This window comes from Salmonella sp. SAL00653 (assembly GCF_046552515.1).
GTDB lineage: Bacteria > Pseudomonadota > Gammaproteobacteria > Enterobacterales > Enterobacteriaceae > Salmonella > Salmonella enterica.
Genome location: NZ_JBGDTY010000030.1, coordinates 1 through 21,176, shown reverse-complemented (window position 1 = coordinate 21,176; position 21,176 = coordinate 1). Strand labels below are relative to the sequence as shown.

23 protein-coding genes are annotated in these 21,176 nt (G+C 52.5%); 10 read left to right on the top strand and 13 right to left on the bottom strand.

Annotated features, from left to right (window positions below):
• Window positions 1-69 precede the first annotated feature (69 nt).
• A complete protein-coding gene (xis, locus tag ACLJRU_RS22860; RefSeq protein WP_024131350.1) occupies window positions 70-354 on the top strand; it encodes an excisionase Xis in 285 nt (94 codons plus the stop codon).
• Here xis and ACLJRU_RS22855 read toward each other — a convergent pair.
• From ACLJRU_RS22855 to rseD, 6 genes are all read right to left on the bottom strand, one after another.
• On the bottom strand, window positions 332-1,561 hold the full coding sequence (locus ACLJRU_RS22855; protein ID WP_001007939.1) for a tyrosine-type recombinase/integrase: 1,230 nt from the start codon (window positions 1,559-1,561) through the stop codon (window positions 332-334). The two genes, xis and ACLJRU_RS22855, sit on opposite strands and share 23 nt — an antisense overlap.
• A gap of 497 nt (window positions 1,562-2,058) precedes the next feature.
• Window positions 2,059-2,538, bottom strand: a complete 480-nt coding sequence (rseC, locus tag ACLJRU_RS22850) for a SoxR-reducing system protein RseC (protein WP_000589087.1) — start codon at window positions 2,536-2,538, stop codon at window positions 2,059-2,061.
• Window positions 2,535-3,491: a sigma-E factor regulatory protein RseB gene (rseB, locus tag ACLJRU_RS22845; protein ID WP_000812017.1), complete on the bottom strand. Its 957-nt coding sequence runs from the start codon at window positions 3,489-3,491 to the stop codon at window positions 2,535-2,537. The genes rseC and rseB overlap by 4 nt, the downstream gene beginning before the upstream one ends.
• Window positions 3,491-4,141, bottom strand: coding sequence for an anti-sigma-E factor RseA (gene rseA, locus ACLJRU_RS22840; protein ID WP_001168374.1), 651 nt, complete (start codon window positions 4,139-4,141; stop codon window positions 3,491-3,493). Before rseA ends, rseB begins: the two co-directional genes overlap by 1 nt.
• 31 nt (window positions 4,142-4,172) lie before the next feature.
• Window positions 4,173-4,748 carry an RNA polymerase sigma factor RpoE gene (rpoE, locus tag ACLJRU_RS22835; RefSeq protein ID WP_000003307.1) on the bottom strand — a complete coding sequence of 192 codons (576 nt, stop codon included), beginning with the start codon at window positions 4,746-4,748 and terminating at the stop codon, window positions 4,173-4,175.
• The gene (gene rseD, locus ACLJRU_RS22830) at window positions 4,745-4,909 is read right to left on the bottom strand and encodes a rpoE leader peptide RseD (protein WP_014344135.1); all 165 of its coding nucleotides are present in this window, start codon (window positions 4,907-4,909) and stop codon (window positions 4,745-4,747) included. Before rseD ends, rpoE begins: the two co-directional genes overlap by 4 nt.
• A 263-nt stretch (window positions 4,910-5,172) precedes the next feature.
• Between rseD and nadB the strand changes: the two genes are divergently transcribed.
• On the top strand, window positions 5,173-6,795 hold the full coding sequence (nadB, locus tag ACLJRU_RS22825) for an L-aspartate oxidase (protein ID WP_000989182.1): 1,623 nt from the start codon (window positions 5,173-5,175) through the stop codon (window positions 6,793-6,795).
• Here the strand turns inward: nadB and trmN are convergent.
• A complete protein-coding gene (gene trmN / locus ACLJRU_RS22820) occupies window positions 6,726-7,517 on the bottom strand; it encodes a tRNA(1)(Val) (adenine(37)-N(6))-methyltransferase TrmN (RefSeq protein ID WP_024131352.1) in 792 nt (263 codons plus the stop codon). The two genes, nadB and trmN, sit on opposite strands and share 70 nt — an antisense overlap.
• Before the next feature lie 129 nt (window positions 7,518-7,646).
• Between trmN and srmB the strand changes: the two genes are divergently transcribed.
• The gene (gene srmB, locus ACLJRU_RS22815) at window positions 7,647-8,981 is read left to right on the top strand and encodes an ATP-dependent RNA helicase SrmB (protein WP_000219174.1); all 1,335 of its coding nucleotides are present in this window, start codon (window positions 7,647-7,649) and stop codon (window positions 8,979-8,981) included.
• 17 nt (window positions 8,982-8,998) lie between these two features.
• Here srmB and ACLJRU_RS22810 read toward each other — a convergent pair whose 3' ends face one another.
• Window positions 8,999-9,898, bottom strand: coding sequence for a LysR family transcriptional regulator (locus tag ACLJRU_RS22810; RefSeq protein ID WP_001625993.1), 900 nt, complete (start codon window positions 9,896-9,898; stop codon window positions 8,999-9,001).
• A gap of 102 nt (window positions 9,899-10,000) precedes the next feature.
• Here ACLJRU_RS22810 and eamB point away from each other — a divergent pair, with 102 nt between their 5' ends.
• On the top strand, window positions 10,001-10,588 hold the full coding sequence (eamB, locus tag ACLJRU_RS22805) for a cysteine/O-acetylserine transporter (RefSeq protein WP_023235170.1): 588 nt from the start codon (window positions 10,001-10,003) through the stop codon (window positions 10,586-10,588).
• Window positions 10,589-10,649: 61 nt separating this feature from the next.
• Here the strand turns inward: eamB and grcA are convergent, their stop codons facing one another.
• The gene (gene grcA / locus ACLJRU_RS22800; protein WP_000627811.1) at window positions 10,650-11,033 is read right to left on the bottom strand and encodes an autonomous glycyl radical cofactor GrcA; all 384 of its coding nucleotides are present in this window, start codon (window positions 11,031-11,033) and stop codon (window positions 10,650-10,652) included.
• Between the two features lie 318 nt (window positions 11,034-11,351).
• Between grcA and ung the strand changes: the two genes are divergently transcribed.
• Entirely contained in the window at window positions 11,352-12,041 is a 690-nt protein-coding gene (ung, locus tag ACLJRU_RS22795) for a uracil-DNA glycosylase (protein WP_023235171.1), read from the top strand.
• Between the two features lie 115 nt (window positions 12,042-12,156).
• Here the strand turns inward: ung and ACLJRU_RS22790 are convergent, their stop codons facing one another.
• Complete coding sequence (locus ACLJRU_RS22790) at window positions 12,157-13,194, bottom strand: tRNA/rRNA methyltransferase (protein WP_023235172.1); 1,038 nt, start codon at window positions 13,192-13,194, stop codon at window positions 12,157-12,159.
• Between the two features lie 203 nt (window positions 13,195-13,397).
• Between ACLJRU_RS22790 and trxC the strand changes: the two genes are divergently transcribed.
• From trxC to ACLJRU_RS22765, 5 genes are all read left to right on the top strand, one after another.
• Window positions 13,398-13,817 carry a thioredoxin TrxC gene (trxC, locus tag ACLJRU_RS22785; RefSeq protein ID WP_001098732.1) on the top strand — a complete coding sequence of 140 codons (420 nt, stop codon included), beginning with the start codon at window positions 13,398-13,400 and terminating at the stop codon, window positions 13,815-13,817.
• A 72-nt stretch (window positions 13,818-13,889) separates the two neighbouring features.
• Window positions 13,890-14,570: a tRNA-uridine aminocarboxypropyltransferase gene (gene tapT, locus ACLJRU_RS22780; RefSeq protein WP_000183642.1), complete on the top strand. Its 681-nt coding sequence runs from the start codon at window positions 13,890-13,892 to the stop codon at window positions 14,568-14,570.
• A gap of 53 nt (window positions 14,571-14,623) precedes the next feature.
• On the top strand, window positions 14,624-17,284 hold the full coding sequence (gene pat, locus ACLJRU_RS22775) for a protein lysine acetyltransferase (RefSeq protein ID WP_001540698.1): 2,661 nt from the start codon (window positions 14,624-14,626) through the stop codon (window positions 17,282-17,284).
• A gap of 114 nt (window positions 17,285-17,398) precedes the next feature.
• Complete coding sequence (gene pssA, locus ACLJRU_RS22770) at window positions 17,399-18,754, top strand: CDP-diacylglycerol--serine O-phosphatidyltransferase (protein ID WP_000949286.1); 1,356 nt, start codon at window positions 17,399-17,401, stop codon at window positions 18,752-18,754.
• A 44-nt stretch (window positions 18,755-18,798) separates the two neighbouring features.
• On the top strand, window positions 18,799-19,122 hold the full coding sequence (locus ACLJRU_RS22765) for a YfiM family lipoprotein (RefSeq protein ID WP_001540701.1): 324 nt from the start codon (window positions 18,799-18,801) through the stop codon (window positions 19,120-19,122).
• Here the strand turns inward: ACLJRU_RS22765 and ACLJRU_RS22760 are convergent.
• The 3 genes from ACLJRU_RS22760 to ACLJRU_RS22750 form a co-directional block, all read right to left on the bottom strand.
• The gene (locus ACLJRU_RS22760; protein WP_000807814.1) at window positions 19,119-20,420 is read right to left on the bottom strand and encodes an MFS transporter; all 1,302 of its coding nucleotides are present in this window, start codon (window positions 20,418-20,420) and stop codon (window positions 19,119-19,121) included. The genes ACLJRU_RS22765 and ACLJRU_RS22760 overlap by 4 nt on opposite strands.
• Window positions 20,421-20,523: 103 nt before the next feature.
• Window positions 20,524-20,979 carry a DUF4385 domain-containing protein gene (locus ACLJRU_RS22755; RefSeq protein WP_000985653.1) on the bottom strand — a complete coding sequence of 152 codons (456 nt, stop codon included), beginning with the start codon at window positions 20,977-20,979 and terminating at the stop codon, window positions 20,524-20,526.
• A 16-nt stretch (window positions 20,980-20,995) separates the two neighbouring features.
• Window positions 20,996-21,176, bottom strand: a 181-nt coding sequence (locus ACLJRU_RS22750) for a hypothetical protein (RefSeq protein ID WP_410957047.1), incomplete at its 5' end; no start/stop codon positions are given.

Sequence of the window (21,176 nt, the reverse complement as noted above, 5' to 3'; positions counted from 1 at the left end):
TTAGAAATCTGCCAGCACAGGCAAACTGAATATTAGCGATGGCCCGCTGCGGGGCCACTGGAGAAAACGATGAGCAAAAAAATTAGAGACTTTGAATTGATGAGCACCCGCGAAATTTGCTGCCAGCTCAGGATTTCTTCCAGGACGCTGGAGCGTTACCGTAAGCGACCAAGCGACAACAACCCATTCCCGGGGCCTGACTGTTCATATATGGGTGGCTCCAACAAATGGCTTAAAACCAAAGTCAATGAGTGGCAGGTCAGGGAAATGTCACGACCAACACGCCGTCCAATGTCGCATCTGAATCTGCCCCGTGACAACAAAGGTCGACTCATCCGGTCTGACGTGGCGTGAACTCCAGAACATCGGGCTCGATGATGCTCATCAGTCGGGCCCACCATTTACTATAAGCTTCTCTCATTTCTTCGATATAGGTGTATTTGTCGTACACCGACCACACTCCAGGCAGTTTGTGCCCGAGCATCATCTCAGCAATATGTGGTTCAGTCAGCTCGGAGAAATTCGTTCGCGCAGTTCTGCGTAGATCATGGATCGTAAAGTGCGGAACCTGCTCGTTATAAGCCTTCAGCATGAACTTAACAAGGTTGCTGCTGATGCTCATATGAAAGCCTTCGCTCATCGGCTTGTCTGCATATTTTGAGAAAACAAAACGGCCTGGCGCCAGCTCAATGGCTCGTTGTATCAGCGGGAGCATTTCAGGGATGATCGGGCGGATTATCGGCTTCTTACTTTTCCGTCCCGTTTTATGATTTTCCCACGGTACGGTCCAGACGCCCTCCTCAAAATCGAAATGCGAAACTTCAGCCTGACGGAGTTCACCGACCCTGCACGCCCATATCAGGGACAATTTATAAAGGATCTTGTTTCGCTCAATAAGGCGGGAATCCTCAATAGCTCGCCAGACAATCGCAATTTCTTTGCGATCCAGTGTTCTCTCCCCCATTTTCTTCTGAATACCAAAATCACGACCGGACATTTCAGAAAGTGGGTTAACCTCAAGCAACTGGCGCTTCACTGCCCATGAGTAGCACTGCCGACCGTTACTAATTACTCGCCGGGTGATCTCAGTGTATCCCTGCGCCAGTCGGTCCAGAACTGTAAGCCAGTTGTGCAGCGTCAACTGATGCGCCGGATACTTACCCAGCTTAGGGAATACATGCAGCTCAAACGAACGCAGTATTTGATCGGATGTTTCTTTCTGAACGCATACCATCGCATGCCATTCTCTGAAAAGTTCCTCGAATGTGTACTGGCTGTTGATTTTAGCTTTATCGAGGCTTTGCCTGATCCGCGGATTTTCTCCCCGGGCAAGAATGGCGGCCCACTTAGTTACCTCTTCGCGCGCGGCCTTCAACCCGAATTCCGGGTAACTGCCGATCGTCATCTTGTCCTGCTTACCCAGGAAACGGAATCGGTAGAAAAAAGTGACGGCGCCCTTTTTGGAAATGCGCACCCACAGACCGTCCCGGTCTGCCTTCTCCTCAACTTTATCGCGTTCGCGCCCGAGGCACGACTTTAGATAACTATCTGAAATAGCCATGATTTATCCCTGCATATGTCCATCAGAACGGAAGATTCTGTGTCCATCATAGGATATGGACGCACTGGTGGACACAAAAACCATGACTCATGATGTCGTAGGTTGACTGTACATGCAACCAGTATCATTTTTGTGAGCGCTTATTTTGCGGGGATCTTGAGAGGATTTTGTCGTAGGTTTGCGGAGGGTGGCGGGGTATCAATTATCGATGTGAGCAATGATCGAAAAGTTACGTATGTTCTTCATAGAGATAAATTATTATACCTTACGCCTGGTTGACCAGACTTTAGAGGTCGCTGTTCTGAGCTTAACGTCTGTTTTAACTGAAACGCCGCATTCTACACTACAACGCTAAGGCGAGGAAATGTTCATAGTGTAAGGAGAGCGGGAACTGGAAAACGCCTCGCTTTTTTCCTGTAAAACACCGCAACGCAGGAAAAGCGCATGCTTATCGGGACAACAACCCAACGCGGCAGGTGTACCGTTGGGCAAAACGTTTACTGGCGCGTTTCGATTGAGGTAGTTTCGACGCGAACAAGGTCCGGCGGGAGGGCAACGTTTAAAATCACCGGCTGCCAGGCGTCGCGCTCCGCCAGTTTTCGGGAATAGCCGCGGGCAACCAGAAAACCGCCCACGCCGCCCAGCACGGCCCCGCTTAATGCGGCAAGGTCAGATCCAAACAGCATCTGAAAAAGCGCCGCACAAAGAAATAGCCCCGCTAAAGGCGACATATAGACCAGCAACGCCGAACCTAAAAGGCTTTTTTCGGCGATGCCCAACTCGACTTTCTGCCCCGGCGCCAGCGGCTCCGCGCTTGGCACAACAATGGTATGGGTGGTTTGCGGCCCTAATTTATTCAGCACGCGACTGCCGCATCCCGCACGGGAGGCGCAGCTGCTGCATGACGCTTTAACGTCGCAGCTCACCACCGCCTGACCATTCTGCCAGGAGACAACGGTTGCCCACTCTTTAATCATTGTACTGCCCTGAATTTGATACTGTCGGCAATGCGCTTCGCCGTTTGCGGCGGAAGCTCGCCGACAATGGTGATTTCCGCGTTGTCGCGAACGCTGCTATAAACCGTTCGGCGCCCGGTGCGCAGCATCTGATCGCTGCTGTTTTGCGTCGCCCGGTTCACATTGACGGAAAAGCTAAACAGACCGTCAGAATAAAGCCGCGATTCGATAGGCAGGTTATCCATCGTCGGCAACGGACGACGGCTGCTGGAAACTTCGCTAAAGCCTTGCGGCACCCAGGATGGACTCCAGTTAAATTTCGTTTTTTCGCCACCGGGAACAGAAAGCAGCGGCGGCAGATTCGCCTTCGCCAGCGCCTGCATGTTGCTGCCGATATCCTGACTCACCGTGAACGCAATAACGCGGAACTGCTCCAGCGTCTCGCCATCGCGATCCAGCAGATCAACGCGCATCGGCAGTTTGGTGTCCATGTCCATCCAGACGATATAGCTGTAACGCGTACCATCGCGCGCCACAACGCGGATAACTTCGCACAATCTGTCTGCGATACGGGTGCGTCCGACAGAAATAAAGTCGTAGTAAGGCGCCAGGCGCTTAAAGTCGGTGTAAATCAGGGAAGGCAGAGAATCGACAATATAATCACCGTTCAGGGTGAACGGCTCAAGGCCCGGTTCAAAATAACTGATTTCATTACCACGCTGTACGACCTCCCGGCGGGGACCGTCCAACTGTAGCAATTGCGCAAGCGGGCGACCATCCAGGCGTGCGTGTCGATAACGTAGAGATTCAACGCCTTGTTTCGTGATGCTGACGAATGACAGCTCGTAATTCAGTGACTGACTGGCGATGTTCATCTGCTGCAATAACGCCCCGGACGCAGGGTCGGCCGAGGCGTTTGCTGAGAAGAACAGGCTAGCCGCCACAAGGGACATGGCAAACCAAAGTTGCTTCATTACTGCGATTGCGTTCCTAAAGTTTGGATTCCTGGCACCTGTACCGCGGCTTGCTGGGTTTGCGCCTGCTCAAACTGAAGCTGTTCGGAGTGCAGTCGGCGCTGCAGTTCATAGTCCTGCAACATGGCATTAATGCGACGACGCTGCTCCTGTACCTGCTGTTGCTGACTGCCGACAGGCGCTGCTTCAGAAGGCACTCCCAGACTTACCGGGCTGGCTTTCCCCATCATAGGCAGGGTATTGAAAACCGGCGTTTCAGGTTGTTGGGATGTTTCAGATTGCCCATTATAGTGCTGGACACCGACGATAACTGCAAGTGAAACGCACGCCGCCACGCCCATTTGGGTAAGCTGCGCCGCCCACGGACGCACTTTTTTCCAGAACGGCATTTTCTGCCATTGCTGCGGAGCGGGTTGGGCCTCAGGGATTAATGGCGACACCTGACGTACTGGCTCGTTTTCAATAGCGGCCATCACGCGAGCGGATATATCGAAATGGAGAACGTCAGGCGTATCCCCCCGCATTGAATCGCGGATCAGGTGATAACTCTCCCAAGTTTTCTGCATTTCCGGGTCGTGCGTAAGCGCTTTGAGCAGCTCACTATCCAACGTTTCGCCATCCATCAAAGCGGAAAGTTTTTCTTTCTGCATGCCTAATACCTTTTCCAGTATCCCGCTATCGTCAACGCCTGATAAGCGGTTGAACTTTATTATCAATAGCTTCCCGCGCCCGGAAGATACGTGAACGCACCGTCCCCACCGGACAATCCATGATAGCCGCTATCTCTTCATAGCTCAGGCCATCCAGCTCCCGTAAGGTGATTGCCATACGTAAATCTTCCGGGAGGGACTCAATAGTTCGGAAAACTATCTGTCTCAGTTCTTCTGACAACATTAAGTTCTCAGGGTTCGAAATTTCTTTCAGCGCGCCGCCGCTTTCAAAGTTTTCTGCTTCAATCGCGTCTACATCACTGGAAGGCGGACGACGCCCCTGCGCAACCAGGTAGTTCTTCGCGGTATTGACCGCAATACGATACAACCAGGTATAAAAAGCACTATCCCCCCGGAAAGAATCCAGCGCGCGATAGGCCTTAATAAATGATTCCTGTACGACATCGGGAACGTCGCCCGATGGCACATAGCGGGAAACCAGGCTCGCCACTTTATGCTGGTAGCGCACTACCAGTAAGTTAAAGGCTTTCTGATCTCCCTTCTGGACCCGTTCAACCAGGACCTGGTCCGTTAACTGCTCGCTCATCCGAGGTAATGTCTCCCCAAACCAAATTTCCACGCGCTTTCGAAACGCCACTCCATAAGCCGCACTATGAGCAAGCAACAGGTTAGAGTGTCTATGTTTCGTAAAGTTCCGTTACGCATTTGTTTTTGTTTGTCATGTTGTAGACAGGTCTTATCTTCCATTATAAGTCTACAGATGCTGAACAACGCACTATCTGTACAGAAATGCCCATTTCGTCGTTTGCAGAGTAACCTAACAGCATCTTTATTTCACTACAAAATCCGACGCTAACACCCTGCCCTATAAAATATTTTTTGCCGTTTATCTCTCGCCGTATTTTTATTTTATGTTTAATAAGCACAACACCAGAGAAATCATAACGTGCTTTTTAGCGCCATATAGTGCTAATCTGCCGCAACCATGTTTAGTAAATTAAACAAGAACCATGATGACAACTCCTGAACTGTCCTGTGATGTGTTAATTATCGGCAGCGGCGCGGCCGGACTCTCGCTGGCGCTGCGTCTGGCTGAAAAGCATAAGGTTATCGTCCTGAGTAAAGGGCCGGTGAGCGAGGGCTCCACGTTTTATGCGCAGGGCGGTATTGCCGCCGTGTTTGATGAAACCGACAGTATTGCGTCGCATGTCGAAGATACGCTGATTGCCGGCGCCGGAATTTGCGATCGCCACGCGGTGGAGTTTGTCGCCAGCAACGCCCGTACCTGCGTGCAGTGGCTTATCGATCAGGGCGTCCTGTTTGATACGCATGTCCAGCCAAACGGCAAGGAGAGCTATCATCTCACGCGTGAAGGCGGCCATAGTCATCGCCGTATCCTTCATGCCGCCGACGCTACCGGAAAGGAAGTCGAAACCACGTTGGTCAGTCGGGCGCAAAATCATCCTAATATTCAGGTGCTGGAACGCAGCAACGCCGTTGATTTAATTATCTCCGATAAAATGGGTCTGCCGGGGCCTCGCCGGGTCGTCGGCGCCTGGATCTGGAATCGCAATAAAGAGTGGGTTGAAACCTGTCATGCGAAGTCGGTGGTGCTGGCGACCGGCGGCGCCTCAAAGGTTTATCAATATACCACTAACCCGGATATTTCCTCCGGCGACGGTATCGCGATGGCCTGGCGCGCAGGCTGTCGGGTCGCTAATCTGGAATTTAACCAGTTTCATCCCACCGCCCTTTATCACCCGCAGGCGCGTAATTTTCTCCTTACCGAAGCGCTGCGCGGCGAAGGCGCATACCTTAAACGTCCGGACGGTTCACGGTTTATGCCGGACGTTGACGAACGCGGGGAACTGGCGCCGCGCGATATTGTCGCCCGCGCCATTGACCATGAGATGAAACGACTCGGCGCAGACTGTATGTTTCTCGATATCAGCCACAAGCCTGACGATTTTGTCCGCCAGCACTTCCCGATGATCTATGCGAAACTGCTCGATTTGGGGATGGATTTAACCAAAGAACCGATTCCCATTGTTCCTGCCGCGCACTATACCTGCGGCGGCGTGGTCGTCGATGATTATGGTCGTACCGATGTAGACGGCTTATATGCCATTGGCGAAGTCAGTTACACCGGCCTGCACGGCGCTAACCGTATGGCGTCCAACTCGTTGCTGGAATGCTTAGTGTACGGCTGGTCCGCAGCAATGGATATCGACAGGCGAATGCCTTCTGTCCACAGCGTTGACGTCCTTCCCGCCAGGGATGAAAGCCGCGTGGAGAACGCCGATGAGCGGGTGGTGATTCAGCATAACTGGCATGAACTGCGCCTGCTGATGTGGGACTATGTGGGCATTGTGCGCACGACGAAACGGCTGGAGCGCGCCCTACGGCGTATTACTATGTTGCAACAAGAGATTGACGAGTATTACGCCAACTTTCGCGTCTCGAATAATTTACTGGAGCTGCGCAATCTGGTGCAAGTGGCCGAACTGATTGTGCGTTGCGCGATGATGCGTAAAGAGAGCCGGGGGCTGCACTTTACGCTGGATTATCCGCAACAACTGGCTGAATCAGGCCCATCAATCCTTTCGCCGTTAACGCCCCACATAAACAGATAAAATGCCTGGGTCAGCGCCGTATAACTTTCAGAATAATGCTGGTCTGACCCGCGAATCACTAATCTGTCGCTAAAGCACTCCCCGGCTTGTGGGGAGAATGCGAGCAAAACCCGGTGCGGCAAGCGCGCTTCGTTTTCCGCAACGTCAGTACGTAATCGCAAATGCCATCCCATGTTGAGCGCTTGCTGCGTAAAAGCGTTACCTATTTGTTCCGGCAAGACTACGCAAAAAAAGCCATCTTCGGTAATACAATCCGCCGCAATAGCCAATAACGTCTGGTGATCCAGCGTAGCGGTGTAACGCGCCTGCTCCCGCTGCGGCGTGGCGCATTCCACACCGGGTTCGTAATAAGGCGGGTTGCTGATAATAAGATCAAAGCGTACCGTCTGGCGAGGCGCCCAACGCTGAATATCGTCAGTATGCACCGTTATTCGATGCGGCCAGGGAGAGTGAGCCACGTTTTCCTGCGCTTGCATGGCAGCCCCGGCATCCAGTTCCACGGCGTCAATAGGCACATTGTCATCCGTCCGCTGCGCCAGCATTAACGCCAGCAGACCGCTTCCAGTACCGATATCCAGAATTCGCTTTACATCCGCGACCGGCGCCCACGCCCCGAGTAAAATACCGTCAGTTCCCACTTTCATCGCACACCGATCGTGTGCGACAAAAAACTGTTTAAACGTAAATCCGTTACGACGAAGAACGGAGCCAGACTGAGACATGTAAAAACAACCTTGCAAAAAACGGCGACAGCGCCGAGTGAAAACAATACCTGAGAAGGGATATCCATACAAACAGATGAAGATTGCGGCCGTAACGTCTATAATCAGCGCCCCACACAGAGGTAGAACATGACTGTAACGACTTTTTCCGAACTTGAACTCGACGAAAGCCTGCTGGATGCCCTCCAGGATAAAGGTTTCACTCGCCCGACCGCCATTCAGGCTGCCGCCATTCCGCCTGCGCTCGATGGCCGTGATGTACTCGGTTCTGCGCCGACAGGCACCGGTAAAACGGCGGCATATCTGCTGCCGGCGTTGCAGCACCTGCTCGACTTTCCGCGTAAAAAATCGGGGCCGCCGCGCATTCTGATCCTGACGCCAACCCGCGAGCTGGCAATGCAAGTTGCCGATCACGCTCGTGAACTGGCTAAGCATACTCATCTGGATATCGCCACGATTACCGGCGGCGTGGCCTATATGAACCATGCTGAAGTGTTTAGCGAAAACCAGGATATCGTGGTCGCCACGACGGGCCGTCTGCTGCAATATATAAAAGAAGAGAATTTTGACTGCCGGGCGGTTGAAACACTGATCCTTGACGAAGCTGACCGGATGCTCGACATGGGCTTCGCTCAGGACATTGAACATATCGCTGGTGAGACCCGCTGGCGTAAACAAACGATGCTGTTCTCCGCCACGCTGGAAGGCGATGCGATTAAAGATTTTGCCGAGCGCCTGCTGGAAGACCCGGTTGAGGTTTCTGCCAATCCGTCAACCCGCGAGCGTAAGAAAATTCACCAGTGGTACTACCGTGCCGACAATTTCGAACATAAAGTTGCGCTGTTGAAGCACCTGCTAAAACAAGACGATGCAACCCGTTCTATCGTGTTTGTACGTAAACGTGAACGCGTCCATGAACTGGCTGAAACGCTGCGTCTGGCAGGGATCAACAATTGCTATCTTGAAGGCGAGATGGCACAGATCAAACGTAACGAAGGTATTAAGCGTCTCACCGACGGTCGCGTTAACGTGCTGGTCGCGACCGACGTCGCGGCACGCGGGATTGATATTCCTGACGTCAGCCACGTCATTAACTTCGACATGCCGCGCAGTGGCGATACCTATCTGCATCGCATTGGTCGTACAGGCCGTGCTGGCCGCAAAGGCACTGCAATCTCGCTGGTAGAAGCCCACGACCATCTGTTGCTGCTGAAAATCGGTCGCTACATCGAAGAGCCGCTAAAAGCGCGCGTCATTGATGAGCTTCGCCCGACCACGCGTGCACCCAGCGAAAAGCTGACCGGCAAACCGTCGAAAAAAGTGCTGGCGAAACGCGCCGAGAAGAAAAAAGAGAAAGAAAAAGAGAAGCCGCGCGTGAAGAAACGTCACCGCGATACAAAAAATATCGGTAAGCGCCGCAAGCCAAGCGGTACAAAAATGCAGGAGCAATCCAGCGAAGAATGATGATAATGCCGGGTTCGTTAACCCGGCATTTTTTTATCTTCCACGGTAAAACACGCCTCCATACACTGCATAAATATCTGCATTGCCGGGCTGACCGCTTTCCCGGCATGATGGGCGCACAGCGCCATAATCGATAGCGACGGCGCGCCAAACGGCAGCTCTTTCAACTGACCGGTACTAAGTTCTCGTTCAACGGCAAAACGTGGTAAAAAGCTGATGCCCAGGTTAGCAGCCACACACTGTTTAATGCTTTCAATACTCCACAGTTCAATGGTGTTTTCCAGCGTAATCCGCCTCTGCCGTAGCGTACTTTCAAACAGCTGGCGGAAGACACATTGCGGTTCATTGATGATGAAGCTACAGGGGATATGCTGATCTGGCTGCGTAAAATCAGCATCCTGTAGCAGTGGAGAGGCCACCAGCGCCAGCGACTGCTCCCCCAGTTGCTGCATCGTGAGCGCGTCATCATTACCTACGCGATAAAAAACGCCCAGATCGACCTCGTCATTCAGCAACGCATCACGTATCACATAGCAATTCAGCGACTGTAGCGACAATTTGACATTCGGCGCTCGCAGCTTAAAACGTTGTAGAACCTGCGGCATTTTGTACGCCAGTAAGGTTTCACCTGTCGCCACGCGCAGCTCTCCGCCGGGTTCCGCATCCTGCCTTGCGGCTTCACGAATCAACTCCATCACACGCGTCAGTTCATGGATATGCGGCATCAGCTTTTTCCCCTCAGTGGTCAGGCACATTCGGCGCCCTATTTTCTCGAACAGTTGCAGGGAAAACTCACGTTCAAGCTGTTGAATATGAAAAGTTACCGTCGACTGAGTGCAGCACAGCTTTTGCGAAGCCCGCAGAAACGAGCCCTCTTCCACTACCGTTTTCAGCGTAATAAACCGACGCAGATCCATAACCACCAACCTATCGAAAATCTCGAATTCAGAATTAAAAAACATTCATTTTTTTAAATATTTCATATCGGGTACTGTCTGCTAAAACAGAGGAGATGACAAGTGACACCGATGCTTTTAAGCGCTTTATGGACTTATACATTAATCACCGCCCTTACCCCCGGCCCTAACAATATTCTCGCGCTTAGCGCAGCAACTGCACATGGTTTTCGGCAGAGTATTCGTGTACTGGCAGGTATGAGTCTGGGATTTTTGGTCGTCATGCTGCTGTGCGCCGGGATCGCGTTTTCCCTTGCGGTTATCGATCCGGCAATCATTCATTTGCTCAGTTGGGTGGGGGCTGCGTATATCCTGTGGCTGGCGTGGAAAATTGCTACCAGTCCAGCGGCGGATGAGAACGCCAGACCAAAACCGGTTGGCTTTTGGGTAAGCTTTGGCCTGCAGTTTGTGAACGTCAAAATTATTCTGTACGGCATTACCGCTCTGTCTACATTTGTTTTACCGCAAACGCAGGCGCTGAATTGGGTCATCGGCGTCAGTATATTGCTGGCATTGATCGGCACGTTCGGTAATGTGTGTTGGGCGCTGGCGGGACATCTGTTTCAGCGGGCGTTTCGCCATTATGGTCGCCAGTTAAATATCATTCTGGCGTTACTGCTGGTGTACTGCGCGGTGCGGATTTTTTACTGACCCAAATAAAACAAAAGCGGAAAAGGCCCGGCCTCTTCCGCTTGTTATTACCGGATAAGCCTTACAGGCTTTCGGTAAAGGTACGAGCGATAACGTCGCGCTGCTGTTCCGGCGTCAGGGAGTTAAAACGCACCGCATAACCAGAAACACGAATAGTCAGCTGCGGGTATTTTTCCGGATGCTTAACCGCGTCTTCCAGAGTTTCACGACGTAGAACGTTAACGTTCAGATGCTGACCGCCTTCAACGCGTACTTCCGGTTTAACTTCCATCGGAATTTCACGGTATTCAATCTCGCCCAGTTTGCTGACAGCCACAACTTCATCTTCAGCAAAGCCGGATTTTGCAACGATGCAGCGCGCTTCGCCTTTTTCGCTGTCCAGCAGCCAGAAGGAATTCAGCAGGTCGTCGTTAGCGGCTTTAGTAATCTGGATACCTGTAATCATGTGATGCCTCCCCAGGCAAAATTATTTGATTTCGGTCGGCCTAATCCCGGCCAATTGGTAAAACCATTGTTGCTTGAGTGTATATATACCCTTCGATCACCCTTCATTCTTTGATTTAAATCAATAAAAACCACACCATAAAAATGGTGATGAAGGGAATTTATTGTTTTACATCAACTTACACCATTCAGACCTATAAACTTTTTACATAAATTTTCAACTATCTTTTGTAGGTAACCGTTTTTGTAGCACGCAGGATTTTGCACTGCAGAAAGAAGCAGTTAACCTAAGGGAACTGGAAATTCGCAGGAGAGCGAGATGGCGACTGAGTTAACCTGGCACGATGTGCTGGCTGATGAGAAACAGCAACCTTACTTTATCAATACGCTTCACACTGTTGCTGGCGAGCGTCAGTCGGGTATCACGGTCTACCCGCCGCAAAAAGATGTGTTTAACGCCTTTCGCTTCACAGAACTGGGCGACGTTAAGGTGGTGATCCTGGGACAAGATCCTTACCACGGCCCCGGCCAGGCACATGGTCTGGCGTTTTCCGTGCGTCCTGGGATCGCTCCCCCGCCGTCATTAGTGAATATGTACAAAGAGCTGGAAGCCTCCATTCCCGGCTTTGTTCGCCCCGCGCACGGTTATCTGGAAAGCTGGGCACGCCAGGGCGTACTGTTACTGAATACGGTGCTCACGGTACGGGCAGGCCAGGCGCACTCTCATGCCTGCCTGGGGTGGGAAACCTTTACGGATAAAGTGATAAGCCTGATTAACCAACACCGCGAAGGGGTCGTCTTCCTGCTGTGGGGCTCGCACGCCCAGAAAAAAGGCGCGATTATTGATCCACAGCGCCACCATATTCTGAAAGCCCCGCATCCCTCGCCACTCTCTGCGCACCGTGGATTTTTTGGCTGTAACCATTTTGCGCTAACGAACCAATGGCTGGAACAACACGGCGAGAAAACTATCGACTGGACGCCAGTATTACCGGCTGAGAGTGAATAACGTTGGCGGCTCGCCGTTTTATCGCCCGGATAACGGCGCGAAAGCGCCTTGTCTGACCGGGCGGCAGGAAGTACATCATTGGCCCGGCGCGCGTTGCGTCACCGGGCTGCAGCCCTTACGCTTTATTCTGTCGCCACCACTCGGCGAGCAGTACGCCTGTCGCAACCGACACATTCAGGCTTTCCACGTTCCCGGTGCCGTTAATTTTCACGCACAGATCGTCGGGTTCGCGCGCCGCTTCCGGCAGGTAGTCATATTCACGGCCTAAGACCAGCACCATCTTTTCCGGCAGGGTCGTACTAAAGAGCGCCTGACCGCGATCGCTGGACGTCGTCACCACGGTGTACCCCGCCTGACGAAAATCATCCAGTACGTCAACAATGCTTTCACCAGTGATCGGCTGGACATGCTCCGCCCCGCCTTCCGCGGTACGAATCGCCGCGCCGGACTCCAGCAACGCCGCATCCTGTACCACCACGCCTTTCACGCCGAAGTGCGCGCAGCTACGCATCATGCCGCCCAGATTATGCGGGTTAGCGACATCTTCCAACGCCAGCACGCAGTCTTGATCCGCCGCCTGCTTTACCCATTGCTTAACGGTCGTACCGTTACGCTTTTTAATCAGGAAACACACGCCACCGTGGTGCTCGGTGCCGGAAGCTTTTGCCAGTTCGGCTTCATCCACCACATGGTAGGCTTTACGATTCGCCGCCATCCAGCGCAGCGCCTCTTTAAAACGCGGGGTCACGCTTTGGATAAACCATGCGCGCACGATGGCGTCAGGACGGCTCTGGAATAGCGCCTGGCAGGCATTTTCGCCGTAAACGCGTGTCTCTTCCGCACGCTGGCGACGCAAAACTTCAGGGTCGATAAAACTTTTACCGCTAATACCACCATGATCGACTTTCTCAGGCGTTTCATCGCCTGGCGCACGGGACACGGTGCGCCACGGCGAAGTTTCATGTTTACGGTCACGGCTCTGATTATTTCGCTCATCACAGGCGGGGCGACGTCCACCGTCAGTGCGAGACTTTGCTGGGCGGCCTCCCCCTTTCCCGGTACGCGGGTTATGGGTGCGTTTATCAGAGTCATCATCACTACGGACATACATCACTTTGACTTTGCCGCTTTTGTTTTTTAATTCATCGTTCATGCTTTTCTCCACCAGCGCTGCGCGAAGCGCGAAGATTACCCGATGTGCATCCGGTTAGCCATGATTTCGTTTAAAAGCTTGCGACTATTGTACTCATTGAATAAAACACATTGTTGTTTAGCACAGACTCCTCGATAATATGTAACATTATAGAAACATCCCGCGCGTAGCGGGACGTCTTCCGACGTATTCAGAGGTTAGCTATGAACACCGTTTGTACCCATTGTCAGGCCATTAACCGCATCCCCGACGATCGGCTTCAGGACGCGGCAAAATGTGGACGCTGCGGTCATGAGTTGTTTGACGGAGAAGTCATTAATGCGACCGGCGAAACGCTGGACAAACTGTTGAAGGACGATCTTCCAGTGGTGATCGACTTTTGGGCCCCCTGGTGCGGCCCTTGCCGTAACTTTGCGCCAATCTTCGAGGATGTCGCAGAAGAGCGCAGCGGTAAAGTCCGTTTCGTCAAAGTGAATACCGAGGCGGAACGGGAACTCAGCGCCCGTTTCGGTATTCGCAGCATCCCGACGATTATGATTTTTAAACATGGACAAGTGGTCGATATGCTTAATGGCGCAGTGCCTAAAGCGCCTTTCGACAGCTGGCTGAACGAAGCGCTGTAAACGCCACGGGGCGCATCTTGTGCCCCGTTTTCACCTCTGCCACAATAGCGTTTTTCTCCGCAAACGCTTTCTATGACCAATAACGCTGTCCTTCAGTTACGCGCCGAACGGCTTGCGCGCGCTACTCGCCCTTTTCTTGCCAGAGGCAATCGGGTTCGCCGCTGTCAACGCTGCCTGCTGCCGCTAAAATCTTGCCTGTGTGATACGTTAACGCCTTCTCAGGCGAAAAGCCGTTTTTGTCTGGTCATGTTTGACACTGAACCGATGAAACCCAGCAATACCGGCCGGCTGATAGCCGATATTTTGCCAGATACCGCGGCGTTTCAGTGGTCGCGTACCGAGCCGCCGCAGGCGTTGCTGGAGCTGGTACAGCATCCGGATTATCAGCCGATAGTGGTCTTTCCTGCGTCCTACGCCGGCGAAGCGCGCGAGGTCATTTCCACCCCGCCCGCCGGGAAACCGCCGCTGTTTATCATGCTGGACGGCACCTGGCCCGAAGCACGTAAAATGTTTCGTAAAAGCCCTTATCTGGATCATCTGCCGGTCATTTCCGTCGATTTATCGCGTCTTTCAGCTTATCGTCTGCGTGAAATCCATGCCGAAGGGCAATATTGCACCGCCGAAGTCGCGATAGCGTTGTTAGATCTGGCGGGAGATACCGAGGCGGCAACCAGTTTAGGTGAACATTTTACCCGTTTTAAAACGCGCTATCTGGCAGGAAAAACACAACATCCGGGAAACGTCACAGCATAAAATAGCGAAAGCGTTTAAAATTATCCGGTCACTTCTGTGTAAGGGAAACCGGTATGAGCCAGCAAGGACTGGAAGCGCTACTGCGACCAAAATCGATCGCGGTGATTGGCGCATCAATGAAGCCCCACCGCGCGGGTTACCTGATGATGCGTAACTTGTTGGCGGGCGGATTCAATGGCCCCGTCCTTCCCGTGACGCCCGCCTGGAAAGCCGTTTTAGGCGTCATGGCCTGGCCGGATATCGCCAGTCTTCCTTTCACACCCGATCTGGCTATTTTATGCACTAACGCCAGCCGTAACCTGGCGTTACTGGACGCGCTTGGCGCGAAAGGGTGTAAAACGTGCATTATCCTTTCTGCTCCCACGTCGCAACATGAAGAACTTCTTGCCTGTGCCCGGCATTATAAAATGCGTCTGCTGGGTCCAAACAGTCTTGGGCTCCTCGCGCCGTGGCAAGGGCTGAATGCCAGCTTTTCTCCCGTCCCGATTAAACAGGGCAAGCTCGCTTTTATTTCCCAGTCTGCCGCAGTTTCCAATACTATTCTTGACTGGGCGCAACAGCGTGAAATGGGCTTTTCCTACTTTATCGCGCTGGGCGATAGCCTAGATATTGATGTCGATGAACTACTGGACTATCTGGCGCGCGATAGCAAGACCAGCGCGATTTTGCTCTATCTGGAACAGTTAAGCGACGCCCGCCGTTTTGTTTCCGCCGCCCGTAGCGCTTCACGTAACAAACCGATTCTGGTGATTAAAAGCGGCCGAAGCCCGGCAGCCCAGCGTTTACTTAATACCAGCGCGGGAATGGACCCTGCGTGGGATGCGGCCATCCAGCGCGCAGGCCTGCTGCGAGTCCAGGATACGCACGAGCTTTTTTCCGCCGTCGAAACACTTAGCCATATGCGTCCTCTACGCGGCGACAGACTGATGATCATCAGCAATGGCGCCGCGCCTGCCGCGCTGGCGTTAGATGAGTTGTGGTCGCGTAACGGCAAGCTGGCGACGTTGAGCGAAGAGACCTGCCTGCAACTACGGCAGGCGCTTCCCGCGCACATAGATATTGCCAATCCGCTGGATCTGTGTGATGACGCCAGCAGCGAACATTACATCAAAACGCTGGATATCCTGCTCGCCAGTCAGGATTTTGACGCGCTTATGGTTATCCACTCTCCCAGCGCTGCCGCGCCGGGTACGGAAAGCGCCCATGCTCTGATCGAGACGATTAAACGCCACCCCAGAGGCAAGTTTGTTACGCTGCTGACAAACTGGTGCGGCGAGTTCTCGTCTCAGGAAGCAAGACGGCTATTCAGCGAAGCCGGGTTACCAACCTACCGCACGCCGGAAGGCACGATTACCGCGTTTATGCATATGGTGGAATACCGGCGTAACCAGAAGCAACTGCGAGAAACGCCAGCGTTGCCGAGTAACCTGACGTCCAATACCGCTGAGGCGCATAATCTGTTACAGCGGGCGATTGCGGAAGGCGCCACCTCACTGGATACCCATGAAGTACAGCCGATTTTACACGCCTATGGGCTGCACACGCTCCCAACCTGGATTGCCAGCGACAGCGCTGAAGCGGTGCATATCGCCGAACAGATAGGCTATCCGGTAGCTCTCAAGCTGCGCTCGCCCGACATTCCGCATAAATCTGAAGTTCAGGGGGTCATGCTTTACCTGCGGACCGCAAGCGAGGTACAACAGGCCGCGAACGCCATTTTTGATCGTGTAAAGATGGCCTGGCCGCAAGCGCGGATTCACGGTTTGCTGGTACAAAGCATGGCTAACCGCGCCGGCGCGCAGGAGCTTCGTGTGGTGGTCGAGCACGATCCGGTGTTTGGTCCTTTGATTATGTTGGGGGAAGGCGGCGTAGAGTGGCGTCCGGAAGAGCAGGCTGTCGTCGCGCTGCCGCCGCTCAACATGAACCTGGCGCGCTATCTGGTGATTCAGGGCATTAAACAGCGGAAAATTCGCGCCCGTAGCGCGCTGCGTCCGCTGGATATTGTCGGTTTAAGCCAATTGCTGGTCCAGGTTTCAAACCTGATTGTCGACTGCCCGGAAATTCAGCGTCTGGATATCCATCCGCTGCTGGCTTCCGCCAGTGAGTTTACCGCGCTGGATGTGACGCTGGATATTGCCCCGTTTGATGGCGATAACGAAAGTCGACTTGCGGTACGCCCCTATCCCCACCAGCTTGAAGAGTGGGTGGAGATGAAAAATGGCGATCGCTGCCTGTTCCGTCCTATCCTGCCGGAAGATGAGCCCCAGCTGCGACAATTCATCGCACAGGTCACCAAAGAGGATCTTTACTACCGTTATTTCAGCGAGATCAACGAATTCACCCATGAAGATTTAGCCAACATGACGCAGATCGACTACGATCGAGAAATGGCCTTTGTGGCCGTGAGGCGGATGGACAACGCTGAAGAGATCCTCGGCGTAACGCGCGCGATCTCCGATCCTGACAACGTAGATGCCGAATTTGCCGTATTGGTGCGTTCAGATCTTAAAGGGTTGGGTTTAGGACGCCGTTTAATGGAGAAATTGATTGCCTATACTCGCGATCACGGATTGAAGCGGCTAAACGGTATTACGATGCCAAACAATCGCGGCATGGTCGCGGTGGCCAGAAAACTGGGATTTCAAGTCGATATTCAGCTCGAAGAGGGCATCGTGGGATTGACGCTGAATCTGGCCAAATGTGATGAATCGTGAGTAATGTACTGGAAATGTTGACCACTTTAACGGGTACTGATGTTATTATTGCTCGCTTATGTCGTCTGCATAGCACAGAGGACCCTTCAATGAACAGAGAAGAAATGCACTGTGATGTTGTCAAAATTTAAGCGTAATAAACATCAACAACACCTTGCCCAACTCCCTAAGATTTCTCAGTCAGTTGATGATGTAGATTTCTTTTATACTCCTGCTACTTTTCGGGAGACACTGCTGGAGAAAATCGCCAGCGCGACGCAGCGTATTTGTATCGTTGCCCTGTATCTGGAACAGGACGATGGGGGTAAAGGTATACTCGACGCGCTCTATGCGGCTAAACGGCAGCGTCCTGAACTGGACGTGAGGGTGCTGGTCGACTGGCATCGCGCGCAACGCGGGCGCATTGGCGCAGCGGCCTCGAATACCAATGCAGACTGGTATTGCCGACTGGCGCAGGAAAACCCCGGCATTGATGTCCCGGTTTACGGCGTACCGATTAATACGCGAGAAGCGCTTGGCGTACTGCATTTTAAAGGCTTTATCATTGATGATAGCGTCCTGTACAGCGGCGCCAGCCTGAACGATGTCTATCTCCATCAGCATGACAAATATCGTTACGATCGCTACCAGCTGATTCGCAATCGGCAAATGGCAGACATCATGTTTGACTGGGTGACGCAAAATCTGATGAATGGCCGTGGTGTGAATCGTCTGGATAATACCCAGCGTCCGAAAAGCCCGGAGATTAAAAACGATATCCGCTTATACCGTCAGGAGCTGCGTGATGCGTCATATCATTTTCAGGGTGACGCTAATGACGAGCAGCTCTCCGTTACGCCGCTGGTCGGGCTTGGCAAATCCAGTCTGCTGAACAAAACCATTTTCCATCTCATGCCCTGTGCGGAGCATAAGCTCACCATTTGTACCCCTTACTTCAATCTACCAGCGGTACTGGTGCGGAATATTATTCAGCTACTGCGCGACGGAAAGAAAGTCGAAATCATTGTTGGCGATAAAACCGCGAATGATTTTTACATTCCGGAAGATGAACCGTTCAAGATCATTGGCGCGTTACCCTATCTCTATGAGATTAACCTGCGCCGCTTCCTGAGCCGTTTACAGTATTACGTCAATACCGATCAGCTTGTGGTGCGTCTGTGGAAAGATGACGACAATACCTATCATTTGAAAGGGATGTGGGTAGATGATAAATGGATGCTACTCACCGGCAACAATCTGAATCCTCGCGCCTGGCGTCTGGATCTGGAAAACGCCATTCTGATCCACGATCCTAAGCAAGAGCTTGCCCCTCAGCGGGAAAAAGAGCTGGAACTTATCCGAACGCACACAACCATCGTAAAACATTATCGTGACCTGCAGAGCATTGCCGACTATCCGATAAAAGTGCGTAAATTGATTCGCCGTCTGCGCCGGATCCGCATCGACAGATTAATTAGCCGTATCCTGTAATCGAAGCCCCGTCCTGTACGGGGTTTTCTCTTAGGAGTGAACTGGTGCACGTGTTGATTCCTTTTACGGTGTTGTTTCTCTCCGGGTGCAGCCATCTGGCTAACGACCACTGGAGCGGTCAGGATAAAGCCCAACATTTTATGGCATCAGCGATGCTATCGGCAGCCGGTAATGAGTATGCGCGTCACCAAGGAGTAAGCCCTGACCGCAGCGCAGCGATAGGGCTGATGTTTTCTTTGAGTCTCGGAGCCTCAAAAGAACTCTGGGACAGCCGCCCGGAAGGCAGCGGCTGGAGCTGGAAAGATTTTGTCTGGGATGTCGCTGGCGCGACAACCGGTTACGCTATCTGGCAAATGGCGCGATACTAAAGGCGCAAGCCCTTTCCTTTACGGTGCAACATCAGGGAAACTAGGAAAGCCAGAACGGCCATCGCGGTAACATACCAGAAGAACGAACTCTCCATACCGACAGATTTTAGCGACAGCGCGACATATTCCGCAGAGCCGCCAAATAACGCGTTTGCTACCGCGTAAGATAAACCAACGCCCAGGGCGCGAACCTGCGCCGGAAACATCTCCGCTTTCAGGATCCCGCTAATCGAGGTATAGAAACTCACAATCAATAGCGCGCACATCACTAAAGCAAATGCGGCATAAGGCGACGTCACATTCTGCAACGCGGAGAGAATTGGAACGGTGAAAAGCGTCGCGAGCGCGCCAAAACATAGCATAGAGGTGCGCCTGCCAATCTTATCGGATAACGCGCCGAATAACGGCTGCACCAACATGAAAACACACAGCGCAGCCGTCATAATGCCGCTGGCGACATTGGCATGCATACCTGCTGTATTTACCAGATATTTCTGCATATAGGTGGTGAAGGTATAAAAGCACAGCGAGCCTGCCGCGGTGAAACCAAGCACCATCAAAAAGGCTTTGCGATTACGCCACAAACCTTTCAACGAACCGGCTTCTTTTAACGCGCGAGTCTCATGCTTCGAGGTTTCATCCAGCTGGCGACGTAGCCATAACGCCACAACTGCCAGCACGGCGCCCAGCGCAAAGGGAATACGCCATCCCCAGGCACGAAGTTCAGCATCCTCCAGAACCTGCTGCAAAATCACAACGACCAGCAATGCCAGTAACTGGCCACCGATAAGCGTAACGTACTGAAATGAGGCGAAAAATCCCTTACGACCTTCAAGCGCAACTTCACTCATATATGTCGCGCTGGTCCCATACTCTCCCCCTACCGAGAGCCCCTGAAATAACCTTGCAATCAGTAGCAGCGCCGGTGCCCAGGTGCCGATGGTATCGTAACCAGGTAAGCAGGCAATCACCAGCGACCCCATGCACATCATGCACACCGAAATCAACATTGAGGCTTTGCGCCCGCGTCGATCGGCAATGCGTCCAAACAGCCAACCACCGATAGGCCGCATTAAAAAACCGGCGGCAAAGACGCCTGCTGTTTGCAAAAGCTGAGTGGTGGTATTACCAGAAGGAAAGAAGATATGTGCAAAATAGAGCGAGCAGAAAGAGTAGACGTAGAAATCAAACCATTCCACTAAGTTTCCGGAAGAGGCCCCCACGATAGCCCATATGCGTCGCCGCATCTCCGGAGCCTCAGCGTTGTTTTTATCTATACGCTGAATAATTTCTGCCATACTGTTCTCCTTGTTGCCAGGCTTAATCGGCCTTTTATTTTGGAGATTCAGATTACGCGAGACCCAAAAGTAAATAAAATGTTAATTATTTGTTTGCTAATTTTTATCCCCACCGTGCCTGATGCTGGCGTTTCCGTTTCAGATAGTCTTCGTCCTGACGGATTTTATCCCACCAACCTTTGAAAACCGTTGCCGCCGCGGCCTTAATAGGATCATTACCCCGTGTATTCAGGCTGCCGTCTTCTGCATACTTTTTACCGCCTTTATAGTTAGCGTATCGCCTGGCGCGGGTGTATCCCATCTGAATAAATTTACGCGCCATGTCCATACCAACGAAATCATCCTGCTGCCGGTAAGCTTCGAACAACTGGTAGATCTGTTCTGCGGATTTCATCGCCGATGCTTCATCTTTATAGCGCCAGAAAGGAAGAATTTCGCTTTTGTAGGGTTCAACCAGTAGCACCCCCTGCTCGCCTCGTCCAACCTGATACAATTCAGGCTGCTGGCGGAAGTCAATGCTGGAAAAGTCCTGCTGGTAGTTAAAAGGTTTGATAGCCAATGAAAATCCTCACTGCTTATATAAGCACGTGTAAAGGATAGTTCATCGTTAACGATTGGGTGGGATGTACTCTTGTCGGTTCTACAAGAACACCAGCTTCGTAGGCGGGATAATTCCTGTAGGCCGGATAAGGCGAAACTGCCATCCGGCGGTGCCGGTTGCCTGATGGCGCTGCGCTTATCAGGCCTACATTTTTA

Excerpts from the sequence above, each read along its gene's own strand:
- xis (WP_024131350.1), top strand. The coding sequence starts at position 70 with ATGAGCAAAAAAATTAGAGACTTTGAATTGATGAGCACCCGCGAAATT.
- ACLJRU_RS22855 (WP_001007939.1), bottom strand. The coding sequence starts at position 1,561 with ATGGCTATTTCAGATAGTTATCTAAAGTCGTGCCTCGGGCGCGAACGC.
- rseC (WP_000589087.1), bottom strand. The coding sequence starts at position 2,538 with ATGATTAAAGAGTGGGCAACCGTTGTCTCCTGGCAGAATGGTCAGGCG.
- rseB (WP_000812017.1), bottom strand. The coding sequence starts at position 3,491 with ATGAAGCAACTTTGGTTTGCCATGTCCCTTGTGGCGGCTAGCCTGTTC.
- rseA (WP_001168374.1), bottom strand. The coding sequence starts at position 4,141 with ATGCAGAAAGAAAAACTTTCCGCTTTGATGGATGGCGAAACGTTGGAT.
- rpoE (WP_000003307.1), bottom strand. The coding sequence starts at position 4,748 with ATGAGCGAGCAGTTAACGGACCAGGTCCTGGTTGAACGGGTCCAGAAG.
- rseD (WP_014344135.1), bottom strand. The coding sequence starts at position 4,909 with ATGGAAGATAAGACCTGTCTACAACATGACAAACAAAAACAAATGCGT.
- nadB (WP_000989182.1), top strand. The coding sequence starts at position 5,173 with ATGATGACAACTCCTGAACTGTCCTGTGATGTGTTAATTATCGGCAGC.
- trmN (WP_024131352.1), bottom strand. The coding sequence starts at position 7,517 with ATGTCTCAGTCTGGCTCCGTTCTTCGTCGTAACGGATTTACGTTTAAA.
- srmB (WP_000219174.1), top strand. The coding sequence starts at position 7,647 with ATGACTGTAACGACTTTTTCCGAACTTGAACTCGACGAAAGCCTGCTG.
- ACLJRU_RS22810 (WP_001625993.1), bottom strand. The coding sequence starts at position 9,898 with ATGGATCTGCGTCGGTTTATTACGCTGAAAACGGTAGTGGAAGAGGGC.
- grcA (WP_000627811.1), bottom strand. The coding sequence starts at position 11,033 with ATGATTACAGGTATCCAGATTACTAAAGCCGCTAACGACGACCTGCTG.
- ung (WP_023235171.1), top strand. The coding sequence starts at position 11,352 with ATGGCGACTGAGTTAACCTGGCACGATGTGCTGGCTGATGAGAAACAG.
- ACLJRU_RS22790 (WP_023235172.1), bottom strand. The coding sequence starts at position 13,194 with ATGAACGATGAATTAAAAAACAAAAGCGGCAAAGTCAAAGTGATGTAT.
- trxC (WP_001098732.1), top strand. The coding sequence starts at position 13,398 with ATGAACACCGTTTGTACCCATTGTCAGGCCATTAACCGCATCCCCGAC.
- tapT (WP_000183642.1), top strand. The coding sequence starts at position 13,890 with ATGACCAATAACGCTGTCCTTCAGTTACGCGCCGAACGGCTTGCGCGC.
- pat (WP_001540698.1), top strand. The coding sequence starts at position 14,624 with ATGAGCCAGCAAGGACTGGAAGCGCTACTGCGACCAAAATCGATCGCG.
- pssA (WP_000949286.1), top strand. The coding sequence starts at position 17,399 with ATGTTGTCAAAATTTAAGCGTAATAAACATCAACAACACCTTGCCCAA.
- ACLJRU_RS22760 (WP_000807814.1), bottom strand. The coding sequence starts at position 20,420 with ATGGCAGAAATTATTCAGCGTATAGATAAAAACAACGCTGAGGCTCCG.